Here is a 12,515-nt window from a genome sequence, read left to right on the forward strand (position 1 = left end):
CGAGGTCGGCCGGACCGGAGTGGGTCAGCTGACCCCGTAGTTGGTCAGGCGGCCGCTGCCCGGGTAGGACCTGACACCGTTGCGCTCGGCGTAGCCCTGGTAGGCCGACGCGCCCTCGTAGAAGGTCCAGCCACCGATGGTCTTGCCGTGCACGGCCACGTACGAACCGCTGCTGTTCAGCAGGGTGAAGTGGACGTGCGCGCCGTTGGCCGAGCCGCCGCAAGGCAGCGCCGTGCCGGTGTTGCCGAGGTAGGTGCCCGTCTGCACCGCGGCGCCGTCAGCGAGCGTGGTCAGGTTTGTCATGTGGTAATAGGAAGTGCGGTATCCGTTGTTGTGCACCACGGTGACCAGCGCGCTGCCGCCGTTGACGCAGGACTTGTAGACCCGGCCCGGGCCCGCGGAGCGCACCTGGCCGTAGCCGCCGAAGTCGATCGAGCTGAACGGCCGGTTGCTGCCGCTGTAGCCGTGCGGACCGCCGCCCCAGCCCCACGTCGAGCCCTGCGACCAAGGCAGCGCGAGCCCGGTGTTCACCAGGCTCCCCGCCGGGGCGGACTGGGTGAACAGCGCCTTCTCCTCGGCCGAGAGCACCGACTCCGGCGCCTGCGCGGCCAGTTCCTTGAATTCCTTGCTGCCGTCGAAGGTGACGCGCCACTTGCGACCGTCCAGCCGCGCAAGGAAGATCCCGCTCTCCGGCGCGCCGTGCTTCTGCTTGGCGTCGCCGGGAATGGGGATCACGCTGGTGCCGAACGCCCACCGGTCGGCCGTGCGCTTGGGCTCGACGATCGGCCGCGGCGACGAGTCGGTCTGGAAGTACGCCCGGGCGGCCGCGCCGCGCGTCTCGGTCATGGTCGCGGCGACAGCGCTGTCGAGGGACTCGACGGCCTGGGGCGGTTCCGCGACGGCGACGAACGCGCCCGCCGCGGCGAGTGTCATGGCGAGCGCGGCGACCGAGGCCAGCGCGGCTTTCGGGAATCTCGATATCGGGGACATGCGGGGTTGTCCTTCCAATAGCAGGGTTTCCCACCGGAAATTACGCAGCTCAGCGCCCGTGGCGGCGGTGCGGGAATTGCCATTCGGCTGGGAACGGCCGGGAACAGCCGCCGATCGCGCACGCGGCGCGGATGTCGCTAGAATGTGAAACTTTGGCGGTTTCCACCCGCGGTGGCGGTGTCCACTGAGCTTGGACGCGTTCGGCCCGTCAAGCACGCCATCGGCCGAATCGATCACTACGTATGCGTATTTCGTTCCCACTCGGCCTTGCCGCGCAGGTCGGCGCCGCGCGCGGGCGTGCGAGGTTTCCTTATGGACGTAGGGGAACTAGCGTCAGGCCCGTTCGGACCTGTGTCCCGAGTCATATTTATCGCTCTAAGTAAAGCTACCCGTCAGTAGAAGTGGATCTTGCGGTGTGGGAATCACCAAGTAGGTGGTACCGAATACGGAACGTCGATGGCAAAGTTACGCACCGGCACTAACGCCGCACGTTGGTCGGTGACGAAACATAGGGGATGCGCTTTGAACCTCGCCGCCGAGACGCCGAGCTACTTCACCACCCGCCACCATGAAGAGCTCCGTGCGGAGGTTCGCGACTTCGCCGAGTCCAAGGTCGCGCCGCTGGTGGCCGAAATGGAGGCGTCGCGGGCGGTCCATTTCGAAATGTCCAGGTTGATCGCCCGGCAGGGCTGGATCGGTGTCACCGTGACGCCCCGGTACGGCGGGATGGGCCTCGGCCACCTGGCCAAGACGATCATCATCGAGGAGCTGTCACGCGTCAGCGGCGCGATGGGCGCGATGGTGCAGGCATCCCAGCTCGGCGTGGCCAAGATCGTGCACTTCGGCAACGAGCAGCAGAAGCGGCGCTGGCTGCCCGCCGTCAGCGACGGCCGCTGCCTGCCGACGATCGCGGTGACCGAGCCCGAGAGCGGCGGGTTCGTCGCCGGGATGTCCGCCACCGCGGAGCGGGACGGTGACCACTATGTCCTCAACGGCCGCAAGGTTTTCGTCGGGAACAGCCACGTCGGTGACCTGCACGGCGTGGTGGCCCGCACCGGCACCGGCTCGAAGGGACTCTCGGCGTTCCTGGTCGAGTCGACCACGCCCGGCTTCTCCCTCGGCGAGCACCAGCCCGCGATGGGCTTGCACGGCTTCAGCTTCGGGGAGCTCATCTTCGAGAACTGCCGCGTCCCGGCCGAGAACCTGCTCGGCGTCGAAGGCGACGGGCTCGCCGTCGCGTACTCGTCGAGCGTGCTGTACGGCCGTCCCAACCTGACGGCGGTGTCGCTGGGCATCCACCGCGCGCTGGTGGAGCGCACAGTGGAGTTCGCCAAGCAGCACCAGCGCTACGGCAAGTCGCTGTGCGAACTCCCGACCGTCAAACAGAAATTAGGCCAGCTCCACTCACAGCTGATGACCGCGCGCCTGGCCGCCTACCACGCCGCGCACCTGTTGGACGAGGGCATCCCCTGCGACGCCGACCTCATCAACGCCAAGCTGCTGAACGTGGAGTCCTCTTTGGACGCGGCACGCACCGCGATGGAGATCCACGCCGCCTACGGGCTCGACCCCGGCCGCCACATCGAGCGCTTCTTCCGCGACGCCAACCACATCTACGCCCCGGCGGGCACCTCCGACGTCCAGCGGCTGCGGCTGGCCGAGGTGGCGCTGGGGACCTACGCCGACCAGTGGTCGGCTCGGCTGGCCTACAAGCTCAGGGCCAGCAGCGCTTCCCTGCGCACCGCGGTCCACCAGGAGCGCGCAGGGTAGCGCCGCGTCAGCGCTGGCGTTCGCGCTGGTGGATGAGGTCGACCACCTTGGCGGCCATCGACTTGATGAGTTCCAGGCCGGGGCGGCCCCACTGGCTCTCCTCGGTGGCCACGACGCAGATCGTGCCCAGCGCCGTGTCGGTCCGGTCGATCAGCGGCGCACCCATGTACGCGCGGACGCCGATGGAGTTGATGACCGGGTTGACCGCGAACCGCGGGTAGGCGCACACGTCGTCGAGCACCAGAGCCTTGCGCCGCACCACCACGTGCGGACAGAAGCCGTGGTCACGCGCCATCGTCCGGCTCGGCGTGGCGTTCGACGACGACTGGGCGGCCTTCATCGCGTCGGCCTTCGCGCTGGACGGCACGTGCAGACCGGCGAAGTACTGCTCGGACTCGCCGATGAAATTGACCATCGCGTACGGCGCGCCCGCGGCCTGGGCCAGTTCGGTGGCGAACTCGTCGAACTCCGGGTCGGGTGTGCCGCCGAGGCCGAGCTCGCCGAGCCGGAGGAGACGCTTGCCGACCTCGGGATCATGCGGCGCGGTGAGCAGGCGCGAGTCGATCATGTCGTGGTTCATGGATCTCCGGATCCTAGGGTCGGGTCCCGGCGGCGATGGACGTCGCCAGGACGGATTCGAGGAGCGCGATCAGTACCTCGCCCGCGGAGCGGGTGTTGCGGGCGTCGCAGCGCACGAGCGGGACGTGCGGCTTGAGCGCGAGCGCCCGCCGGATCTCGTCGTCGGCGTACCAGTGGCCGCCGTCGAACTCGTTGAGCGCGACGATGAACTTGATGTCGCGCCGCTCGAAGAACTCGACGGCGCCGAAGCAGTCCTGCAGTCGCCGGGTGTCGGCGAGCACCACCGCGCCGAGCGCGCCGCGGGACAACTCGTCCCACATGAACCAGAAGCGGTCCTGACCCGGCGTGCCGAACAGGTAGAGCACGAGGTTCTTCTCGGTCAGCGAGATGCGGCCGAAGTCCATGGCCACGGTCGTGGTCGTCTTGTTCTCCACACCGAACAGGCTGTCGGTGCCGACGCTGGCCGCGGTCAGGGTCTCCTCTGTGGTCAGCGGCTTGATCTCGCTCACCGAGCCGACGAACGTCGTCTTCCCGACGCCGAAACCGCCCGCGATGAGGATCTTTATCTGGATGGGGAACGGTTCATACGATCCGTCGGAGGCCATCAATCACCGCCCGTAGCACCGCTGGGTCATCGGAATAGGACTCGGTTGGCGGGAACCTGGCGATCACGGCACCCAGCTCGATCAGATCGGCGAGCAGGACCTTGGCCACGGTCACCGGGCGCCGCAGGTGGGCGGCGACCTCGGCGACCGACGTCGGCGCCTGGCACAGCCGCAGCGCCTGCGCGTGCTCGACGCCGAGCCGGTCGGGGGCGACCATTCCGCCGCCGGTCGCGCGGACCAGCGACATCAGGTCGAGGTGGGTGCTCGGCTGGGTCCGGCCGTCGGTCATCGCGTAGGGCCGGACTCCGAACAGGTCGGGATCCCCGTCGGGATCCGCGTCCGCGCCGGTCATGTCATCTGCTTCCGTTGCTCGGCGCCGACCCGACCCGGTGGCGGGCGGGCGTGACCAGGACGGCGGGCACCTGTGTGCACAGCCGCTGCATCTCGTAGCTCAGGATGCCCGCGTCGACATCCGGCGCGGCGAGCACGGCGAGCACACTGCCCGCGCCCGCCGCGGTGACGAACAGGATGACCTCGTTCAGCTCGATGATCACCTGCCGGACGCCCTCGGCGCCGCCGCTGCTGAAGGTCGTGCCCACCTGGCTGGCCAGCGAGCGCATGCTGCTGGCCAGGGCCGCGAGGCGGTCGGCGCCGTCGTTGTCCAGTCCGTACCAGTACTTCGGGATCCCGTCGACCGACAGCAGCAGTGCGCTGCGGGTGTTGGGGACTGCCTCGACCAGGCGGCGAAGCAGCCAGTTCAGGTCGTCGGCCATGGGGTGGATTCTCCTCGGGTAGGTCCTGCGTCGGGCTGGTCCGTCGCCGCGTCACGGTGCTGGTCGTTGATCCAGTGCTCGCGGCCTTGTTGAACGGTGGCCATCAGCTTGGTGTTGTGCCCGGGCACCGGCGCGGTGGGCGTCGGCGGTTCCAGCAGTTCCTCGCGCAGGTGGGTGCCCTGCCGCTGGGGCAGCGGCGGCGGCCTGCCGCCGGGCTGCTCGTACGGGATCGGCTCGTCCAGTTCGGGGTTCACCCCGGCGCGCAGTTCGCTGTAGGACCGGCCGGGAGCGCGCACGGGCAGCTCGGGCAGCTCGCTTTCCGGTCTGGGAGCGGGACGTTCGGGCTGTTCGGCGAGGTGGCGGCGGCCGGTGGACGGCCGCTGCTGGGCGGGGCTCGGCGCCGGGCTCGCCACCGGGACGGGCATCGGCCGCGGCGGGGTGTCCACGGGCGGCTCGGGGAGCCGCTCGCGCGGGGTGGGCGTCGGGCGGCGGTTCTCCGCCTTCGGCTCGCTGAGCAGGTGCGGCGGCACGACGACGGCCGCGGCGATGCCGCCGAAGATGTTGGACTGCAGCCGCACCTTGATGCCGTGGCGCCGGGCGAGTTCCCGCACCACCGCGAGGCCGATGCGGCCGTCGTGGAGCAGTTCGCTGACGTCGATGCGGGTGTTGCCTTCGAGCAGCTGGTTGATCCGCTCCAGGTCCTCGTAGCTCATGCCGAGGCCGCGGTCCTGCACCTCGATGGCCAGGCCCGCGGTGACCTTGTGGGCCCGCACCTCGACCTTCGGGCCGTCCGGGGAGGTGAAGCGGGTGGCGTTCTCCAGCAGTTCGGCGAGCAGGTGGATGACCTCGGCCACGGCGTGCCCGTGGATCTCGACGTCGTCGACCGGCACGATCGCGATCTGCCGGTAGTGCTCGGCTTCCGACACCGCGGCGAGCAGCACGGCGTACACGCTGACCGGCCGGTTCGACCGGCGCTGCGGCGGCTCGCCGCCCAGCACCGCGAGGTTCTCGCCCTGCCTGCGGGCGAGGGTGAACAGGTGGTCGATCTCGTAGAGCCCGTCGAGCAGGACCGGGTCCTCGTTCTCCTGCTCCAACTGGTCGATGCGCTGGATGGACCGGTTGATCAGCGACTGCAGGCGCCGGGCCAGCTTGACGAACACCTCGCGGCGCTGGCCGGGATCGTCGCCGGGGCCGCCCGCGGACTCGTCGGTGATGGGCCAGAGCGGCGCGGGCTGCGGCCGCTGGACGACGGGCTGCTCGCTCGGCGGCGCGACGAACACCGGCTGCTGCTGCTGCTGGTAGCCGCGGTCAGGCTGCTGGTAGCCCTGATCAGGCTGCGGCTGGTGATGGACGACCACCGGCAGGCGCCGGACCGCGGACAGGGCGGCCATCAGCGCGACGGCGACCGCGATCACGCACCCGGCCACGACGCTGATGGTGACGACGAGCCCGAGGGACCGGTCCATGGCGATCGCGAGGATCCCGGCCCCGCCGCCCAGCAGAACCACTGCCATCAGGGACAATCCAGTCCGCAGCAGCCGGGTTCGCAGTTGGTGGGCACGCGTCGGGTGGTCGAGATCCGGCCGGGCGCCCCAAGCGGGCGTACCAGGCGATGGCGAGTGGGACATCGGGTCCTTCCTGCCAAGAGGCGGCCGGCAGCGACGAGTAAGATCAAGTATAGGTAGCTTAGCGAAACCGACTGTTGCCGGGCTGTGACGCGGGGATGCTACCGCAGTCCCGCACGTAAATTTCTCCGCTATAGCTGGAGATCGTCGGCCACCCGGTCTTGACAAATCTTTGTGCTGCTCTGACAACCGGCGCGCGGCTGTTTTGGCGGGAATACGCCACGATGGGGCTCCCGGTCATGACCGGGAGCCCCATCGGAAACGATCATTGCGACGCTTGACGCTGAATTATCCGCTGCACACAAGTTTTCGCTGGCGTGCGGTCTGATCAGCTCAGTTCGGCCTCGGCGCGCTTGATCGCGGCGAACTCCTCCTCCGGCGCGGCCGCCACGAGCCGGTGGCGGCTGTAGAACCAGAAGTAGGCCAGCGCCGCGAGGAAGATGGCGCCGGTGATCGCGGCGGCGACCAGGTCGACCAGGAACGTCGCGACGACCGCGGCGACCGCCAGCACCAGCGCGACACCGGTCGTGATCGCGCCGCCGGGGGTGCGGTACGGCCGTTCCAGGTCCGGTTCGCGCCGACGCAGCACGATGTGCGACAGGTTCAGCAGCACGTAGGACACCGTCGCGCCGAACACCGCGATGTTGATGAGCAGCGCGCCTGCCGCCGCGGCGTCGTTGGCGGCCAGGACGGTGGCGAGGATGAAACCGATGGTGCCGGGGACGATCAGCGCCAGGACCGGGGTCTTGCGCTCACCGGTCTTCGACAGCCAGCGCGGCACGTAACCCGCGCGGGACAAGGCGAACAGCTGGCGCGAGTACGCGTAGATGATGGAGAAGAAGCTGGCGACCAGGCCCGCGAGGCCGACGTAGTTGACGATCTGGCTCAACGCGTTCTGTCCGCCGTAGGCGATCTTCACCGAGTCCACCAGCGGGTTGTTCGACGTGGCGATCGCCGCCGAGCCGGAACCGCCGGGGGCGACAAGCAGGATCAGCGCGGCGAACACGGTCAGCGCGCCCATCGCGGCGATGATGCCGCGCGGCATGTCCCGCTTCGGGTCGCGCGCTTCCTCCGCGGCGAGCGGAACCCCTTCCACCGCAAGGAAGAACCAGATTCCGTAGACGAGCGCCGCGAGTACACCGGTGATGCCGAACGGAAGGAACGAGCTTGCGCCGAACGCGTCTGTCGCGGGGATGTCGAGCAGCTTGCCCGCGTCGAACTTCGGCACCATGCCGATCACGAAGGCGACCAGTGCCACCACAGCGACGGCGGTGATCGCGAACATCACGCGCAGCGCCTCGCCGACGCCGCGCAGGTGGATGCCGATGAAGATCAGGTAGCACGCCAGGTAGACCGGCCAGCTGTTTGTCAGCCCGAACAGCCCCAGCGCCTCGACGTAGCCGCCGATGAACACCGCGATGGCGGCCGGGGCGATCGAGTACTCGATCAGGATGGCCACGCCGGTGGCGAACCCGCCGAGCGGGCCGAGCGCGCGCCGGGCGAAGCCGTAGCCCGCGCCCGCCACCGGCAGCGCCGAGGACATCTCCGCGAGCCCGAACACCATGCAGCCGTACATGATCGCCATCAGCGCCGTCGCGATGAGCAGCCCGCCCCAGCCGCCTTTCGACAGGCCGAAGTTCCAGCCCGCGAAGTCGCCGGAGATGACGTAGGAGACGCCGAGCCCGGCCAGCAGCAGCCATCCCGCCGCGCCCCGTTTGAGCTGGCGCTGCCGCAGGTAGTCCGCGTCGACCTCGCTGTACTCGACGTGTTCGCGGTTGCGTGGCTGTGACACGGTGCCTCCCGATGGGGTTAATGGGCCGTGGGCGGTCCTTTAAAGTGTGCAAGAGGTTCCGCTGGTCCCGGGTGATTGTCAAGTGCTACCTGTGGGTATCGGCTTTACTGCGTCCGATCGTGGACATCCGCGATTCAATGGGCTACAAATGCTCCATTGAACGAGCGGATGGAGGTGGACGGCGATGGGGCGACGCAAGGGCATGCTCACCGTGGCGGAGCTGCGCACGCTGGTCGACGCGGGCACGGTCGACACCGTGCTGGTGGCGATCACTGACATGCAGGGCCGCCTGCAGGGCAAGCGGTGCGCGGCCGAGTACTTCCTCGCCGAGGTCGTCCCGCACGCGACCGAGGCGTGCAACTACCTGCTGGCGGTCGATGTCGACATGAACACCGTCGACGGCTTCGAGATCTCCTCGTGGGAGCGCGGCTACGGCGACTGCGTCCTGCGTCCCGACCTCGACACGCTGCGCCTCGTCCCCTGGCAGGAGGGCACCGCGCTGGTGCTGGCCGACGTCGAGTGGGTCGGCGGCGGCGATGTCGCGCCGTCGCCGCGCCAGGTGCTGCGCCGCCAGCTCGACCGGCTCGCCGAGCGCGGCATGGGCGCCTACGTCGGCACCGAGCTGGAGTTCATCGTCTTCGACGAGACCTACGAGCAGGCATGGGAGCGCGGCTACCGCGGCCTGACCCCGGCCAACCAGTACAACGTCGACTACTCGATCATCGGCACCGCCCGCGTCGAGCCGCTGCTGCGGCGCATCCGCAACGGGATGACCGGCGCCGGGCTGTACGTGGAGTCGGCCAAGGGCGAGTGCGCGCCCGGCCAGCACGAGATCGCCTTCCGCTACACCGACGCGCTGTCCACTTGCGACAACCACGCCATCTACAAGACCGGCGCGAAGGAGATCGCCGCCCAGGAGGGCAAGAGCCTCACCTTCATGGCCAAGTACGACCAGCGCGAGGGCAACTCGTGCCACATCCACCTGAGCCTGCGCGGCACCGACGGCGCGGCGGTGCTCGCCGACGGCCCCGGGTTCTCGCCGATGATGGAGCACTTCCTCGCGGGCCAGCTGGCGTGTCTGCGCGAGTTCACCTACTTCTACGCGCCCAACATCAACTCCTACAAGCGCTACGTGCCGGGCAGCTTCGCGCCGACCGCGATCGCCTGGGGTGTCGACAACCGCACGTGCGCGCTGCGCGTCGTCGGGCACGGCGAGTCGCTGCGGGTGGAGAACCGGGTGCCGGGCGGCGACGTCAACCCGTACCTCGCCGTCGCGGCGATGATCGCCGCCGGGCTGCACGGCATCGACAACGAGCTGCCGCTGGAGCCGGAGTTCACCGGCAACGCCTACGCCTCGGGCAAGCCGACCGTGCCCACGACGCTGCGCGAGGCCGCCGAGGTGCTGGCGAACAGCAAGGCCGCCCGGCTCGCCTTCGGCGACGACGTCGTCGAGCACTACCTCAACGCGGCCAAGGTGGAACTGACCGCCTACGACGCCGCCGTGACCGACTGGGAGAAGGTCCGTGCCTTCGAGCGCCTCTAAGCCGGTCATCGGGCTCACGACCTACCGTGAGCGGGCCCGATTCGGCGTGTGGGACACCGAAGCCGATGTGCTGCACCGCGACTACGCGAACGCGGTCGTGGCCGCGGGCGGCCTCCCGGTGCTGCTGCCCGACGTGGGCGGCGGCGCGCGGGACATGGTCGGGCTCATCGACGGCCTCGTGCTGACCGGCGGCGCCGACGTGGACCCCGCGCGCTACGGCGAGCCCGCGCACCCCGCCACTGTGTGCAGGCCGCACCGCGACGTGTTCGAGTTCGCCCTGCTCTACGCCGCGCTCTCCGGGGGCGTGCCCGTCCTCGGCGTGTGCCGGGGCATGCAGGTGCTCACCGTCGCGCTCGGCGGCACCCTGGTCCAGCACCTCCCGGAGGCGACCGGCACGGCCGACCACCAGCCCGCGGCCGCGACCTTCGGCCGGTCGGCCGTCCGGCTCGCCGAGGGAAGCCGGGCCGCCGACATCCTCGGCGGACACACGAAAGTCCACTGCTACCACCACCAGGCCGTCGCCACGCTCGGCCCGGAACTGCGTGCCGTCGGCTGGGCCGACGACGGGACGGTCGAGGCCGTCGAGCGGCCCGGCGACGAGTTCGTCCTCGGTGTGCAGTGGCATCCGGAACAGCAGGCCGACGACGTGCGGCTCTTCACGGCCCTGGTCGCCGCCGCACGCCGCTATCGCGAGGAGAGCGCATGTTCGACGTGATCAACCCGGCCACCGAGGAGGTGGTGGGCTCGGTCAGCATGGCAACGGCTGAAGAGGCCGACGCGGCGATCGCCCGCGCGGCCAAGGCGTTCCCGGCCTGGCGGGCGGTGGCGCCGGGAGACCGCGCGCGGCTCCTGCGCCGGTTCGCCGACCTGGTCGACGCCGACCGGGAGAACCTGGCCCTGCTGGAAGTCATGAACTCCGGGCACACGATCGGCAACGCGCGCTGGGAGGCGGGCAACGTCCGCGACGTGCTGCACTACTTCGCCGCGTCCCCCGAGCGGCTCACCGGCAGGCAGATCCCGGTGGCCGGGGGACTGGACGTCACCTTCGCCGAGCCGCTGGGCGTGGTCGGCGTGATCGTCCCGTGGAACTTCCCCATGCCGATCGCCGCGTGGGGGTTCGCCCCGGCGCTCGCGGCGGGGAACACCGTGGTGGTCAAGCCCGCCGAACTCACCCCGCTCACCGCACTGCGCCTGGCCGAACTGGCGCGCGAGGCGGGCATCCCGGACGACGTGCTGCAGGTCGTGCCCGGCCGGGGGACCGTCGTGGGACAGCGGTTCGTGGACAACCCGGCGGTGCGCAAGGTCGTCTTCACCGGGTCCACCGAGGTCGGCAAGAAGATCATGGCGGGCTGCGCGGCCCAGGTGAAGCGGGTGACCCTCGAACTCGGCGGGAAGAACGCCAACATCGTCTTCGCCGACGCCGACGTGGAGCGCGCGGCGGCCGCGGCGCCGTACGGGGTGTTCGACAACGCGGGCCAGGACTGCTGCGCGCGGTCACGCGTGCTGGTACAGCGGTCGGTCTACGACCGGTTCATGGAACTGCTCGAACCCGCCGTGCGCGGCTTCGTGGTCGGCGACCCGGCCGCCGAGGCCACCGAGATGGGCCCGCTGATCTCCGACAGCCACCGGGCGAAGGTGCGGTCGTACCTGCCGGACGGCGCCCCGATCGCCTTCCAGGGCCACGCGCCGGACGGCCCGGGGTTCTGGTTCCCGCCGACCGTGGTCACCCCGGCCGGCGCCCGCGACCCGCTGGCCGTCGACGAGATCTTCGGCCCGGTCGTCGCGGTTCTCCCGTTCACCGACGAGGCCGAGGCGATCGCCATGGCCAACGACACCGACTACGGCCTGGCCGCGTCGATCTGGACGCGGGACGTCGGCCGCGCGCTGCGGGTGGCCAGGGCGGTCGAGGCCGGGAACCTGTCGGTCAACTCGCACTCGTCGGTGCGGTACTGGACCCCGTTCGGCGGGGTCAAGCAGTCCGGCTTGGGCCGGGAACTCGGACCGGACGCCCTCGCGGCGTTCACCGAGGTCAAGAACGTTTTCATCGACACGGAGGGATGATCGGCAATGCGACGTTTCGAGGGCAGGGTGGCGGTCATCACCGGCGGCGCGAGCGGCGTGGGACTGGCCACGGCGCACCGCTTGGCCGACGAGGGCGCCACGATCGTGGTCGCCGACATCTCGGACGCGGCGGGCAAGGCGGCGGCCGAGGAGGTCGGCGGGCTGTTCGTGCACACCGACGTGACCGACGAGGAGCAGGTGCGGGCGCTGTTCGACACGACGGTCGCCGAGTTCGGCTCGGTCGACGTGGCGTTCAACAACGCGGGCATCTCCCCGCCGGACGACGACTCGATCCTCACCACGGGCATCGACGCCTGGCAGCGGGTGCAGCAGGTCAACCTGACCTCGGTGTACCTGTGCTGCAAGTACGCGATCCCGCACATGCTCCGCCAGGGCAAGGGCTCGATCGTCAACACCGCGTCGTTCGTGGCGGTGATGGGCGCGGCCACCTCGCAGATCTCCTACACCGCCTCCAAGGGTGGGGTGCTGGCGATGAGCCGCGAACTGGGCGTGCAGTTCGCCCGCGAGGGCATCCGGGTCAACGCGCTGTGCCCGGGTCCGGTGAACACGCCGCTGCTGCAGGAGTTGTTCGCCAAGGACCCCGAGCGGGCCGCCCGCAGGCTGGTCCACGTGCCGGTGGGGCGCTTCGCCGAACCGGCGGAGATCGCCGCTGCGGTAGCATTCCTTGCCAGTGACGACGCGTCGTTCATCACCGCGTCCCAGTTCCTCGTGGACGGTGGGATCTCAGGCGCATACGTGACGCCGGTGTAGGAGAGC

The 12,515-nt window shown here is 69.9% G+C and carries 12 protein-coding genes; 5 read left to right on the forward strand and 7 right to left on the reverse strand.

Translation table 11 applies throughout. The annotated features are described in order from the left end of the window. Window positions 1–24 precede the first annotated feature (24 nt). Window positions 25–990 carry a M23 family metallopeptidase gene (locus ACSHT8_RS01880; RefSeq protein WP_436497054.1) on the reverse strand — a complete coding sequence of 322 codons (966 nt, stop codon included), beginning with the start codon at window positions 988–990 and terminating at the stop codon, window positions 25–27. 522 nt (window positions 991–1,512) lie between these two features. Between ACSHT8_RS01880 and ACSHT8_RS01885 the strand changes: the two genes are divergently transcribed. Beyond that, complete coding sequence (locus tag ACSHT8_RS01885; protein WP_436497056.1) at window positions 1,513–2,760, forward strand: acyl-CoA dehydrogenase family protein; 1,248 nt, start codon at window positions 1,513–1,515, stop codon at window positions 2,758–2,760. Window positions 2,761–2,767: 7 nt separating this feature from the next. On the opposite strand, the gene ACSHT8_RS01890 is transcribed toward ACSHT8_RS01885, so the two are convergent. The 6 genes from ACSHT8_RS01890 to eat all read right to left on the reverse strand — a co-directional run bounded on the left by ACSHT8_RS01890 (window position 2,768) and on the right by eat (window position 8,134). Further along, the gene (locus ACSHT8_RS01890) at window positions 2,768–3,340 is read right to left on the reverse strand and encodes a GAF domain-containing protein (protein WP_436497058.1); all 573 of its coding nucleotides are present in this window, start codon (window positions 3,338–3,340) and stop codon (window positions 2,768–2,770) included. A gap of 13 nt (window positions 3,341–3,353) precedes the next feature. Beyond that, window positions 3,354–3,944: a GTP-binding protein gene (locus ACSHT8_RS01895; protein ID WP_436497060.1), complete on the reverse strand. Its 591-nt coding sequence runs from the start codon at window positions 3,942–3,944 to the stop codon at window positions 3,354–3,356. Next, window positions 3,922–4,296: a DUF742 domain-containing protein gene (locus tag ACSHT8_RS01900; RefSeq protein WP_436497062.1), complete on the reverse strand. Its 375-nt coding sequence runs from the start codon at window positions 4,294–4,296 to the stop codon at window positions 3,922–3,924. The genes ACSHT8_RS01895 and ACSHT8_RS01900 overlap by 23 nt, the downstream gene beginning before the upstream one ends. Before the next feature lies 1 nt (window position 4,297). Beyond that, window positions 4,298–4,717 (reverse strand): roadblock/LC7 domain-containing protein, encoded by a 420-nt coding sequence (locus ACSHT8_RS01905; RefSeq protein ID WP_436497064.1) that lies wholly within the window; start codon window positions 4,715–4,717, stop codon window positions 4,298–4,300. After that, the gene (locus tag ACSHT8_RS01910) at window positions 4,702–6,231 is read right to left on the reverse strand and encodes an ATP-binding protein (protein ID WP_436497066.1); all 1,530 of its coding nucleotides are present in this window, start codon (window positions 6,229–6,231) and stop codon (window positions 4,702–4,704) included. Before ACSHT8_RS01910 ends, ACSHT8_RS01905 begins: the two co-directional genes overlap by 16 nt. 439 nt (window positions 6,232–6,670) lie before the next feature. Continuing rightward, the gene (eat, locus tag ACSHT8_RS01915; protein WP_436497068.1) at window positions 6,671–8,134 is read right to left on the reverse strand and encodes an ethanolamine permease; all 1,464 of its coding nucleotides are present in this window, start codon (window positions 8,132–8,134) and stop codon (window positions 6,671–6,673) included. A gap of 184 nt (window positions 8,135–8,318) precedes the next feature. On the opposite strand from eat, the gene ACSHT8_RS01920 reads away from it, so the two are divergent. Genes ACSHT8_RS01920 through ACSHT8_RS01935 form a run of 4 tightly spaced genes read left to right on the forward strand, consistent with a single transcriptional unit; the run spans window position 8,319 to window position 12,509 of the window. Continuing rightward, a complete protein-coding gene (locus ACSHT8_RS01920; RefSeq protein ID WP_436497070.1) occupies window positions 8,319–9,677 on the forward strand; it encodes a glutamine synthetase family protein in 1,359 nt (452 codons plus the stop codon). Then, window positions 9,658–10,392 carry a gamma-glutamyl-gamma-aminobutyrate hydrolase family protein gene (locus ACSHT8_RS01925; RefSeq protein ID WP_436497072.1) on the forward strand — a complete coding sequence of 245 codons (735 nt, stop codon included), beginning with the start codon at window positions 9,658–9,660 and terminating at the stop codon, window positions 10,390–10,392. The genes ACSHT8_RS01920 and ACSHT8_RS01925 overlap by 20 nt, the downstream gene beginning before the upstream one ends. Further along, entirely contained in the window at window positions 10,380–11,738 is a 1,359-nt protein-coding gene (locus tag ACSHT8_RS01930) for an aldehyde dehydrogenase family protein (RefSeq protein WP_436497074.1), read from the forward strand. The genes ACSHT8_RS01925 and ACSHT8_RS01930 overlap by 13 nt, the downstream gene beginning before the upstream one ends. 6 nt (window positions 11,739–11,744) lie before the next feature. Beyond that, window positions 11,745–12,509 carry a 3-oxoacyl-ACP reductase gene (locus tag ACSHT8_RS01935; protein WP_436497076.1) on the forward strand — a complete coding sequence of 255 codons (765 nt, stop codon included), beginning with the start codon at window positions 11,745–11,747 and terminating at the stop codon, window positions 12,507–12,509. The last annotated feature ends 6 nt before the right edge of the window (window positions 12,510–12,515 follow it).

The organism is Actinokineospora sp. HUAS TT18, assembly GCF_051364635.1.
Taxonomy (GTDB): Bacteria; Actinomycetota; Actinomycetes; order Mycobacteriales; family Pseudonocardiaceae; genus Actinokineospora.

What these genes read in the sequence shown, in the direction of transcription:
- ACSHT8_RS01900 (WP_436497062.1), bottom strand. Translation starts at nt 4,296, where the DNA reads ATGACCGGCGCGGACGCGGATCCCGACGGGGATCCCGACCTGTTCGGA.
- ACSHT8_RS01935 (WP_436497076.1), top strand. Translation starts at nt 11,745, where the DNA reads ATGCGACGTTTCGAGGGCAGGGTGGCGGTCATCACCGGCGGCGCGAGC.
- ACSHT8_RS01890 (WP_436497058.1), bottom strand. Translation starts at nt 3,340, where the DNA reads ATGAACCACGACATGATCGACTCGCGCCTGCTCACCGCGCCGCATGAT.
- ACSHT8_RS01895 (WP_436497060.1), bottom strand. Translation starts at nt 3,944, where the DNA reads ATGGCCTCCGACGGATCGTATGAACCGTTCCCCATCCAGATAAAGATC.
- ACSHT8_RS01905 (WP_436497064.1), bottom strand. Translation starts at nt 4,717, where the DNA reads ATGGCCGACGACCTGAACTGGCTGCTTCGCCGCCTGGTCGAGGCAGTC.
- ACSHT8_RS01930 (WP_436497074.1), top strand. Translation starts at nt 10,380, where the DNA reads ATGTTCGACGTGATCAACCCGGCCACCGAGGAGGTGGTGGGCTCGGTC.
- ACSHT8_RS01880 (WP_436497054.1), bottom strand. Translation starts at nt 990, where the DNA reads ATGTCCCCGATATCGAGATTCCCGAAAGCCGCGCTGGCCTCGGTCGCC.
- ACSHT8_RS01920 (WP_436497070.1), top strand. Translation starts at nt 8,319, where the DNA reads ATGGGGCGACGCAAGGGCATGCTCACCGTGGCGGAGCTGCGCACGCTG.
- ACSHT8_RS01910 (WP_436497066.1), bottom strand. Translation starts at nt 6,231, where the DNA reads ATGGCAGTGGTTCTGCTGGGCGGCGGGGCCGGGATCCTCGCGATCGCC.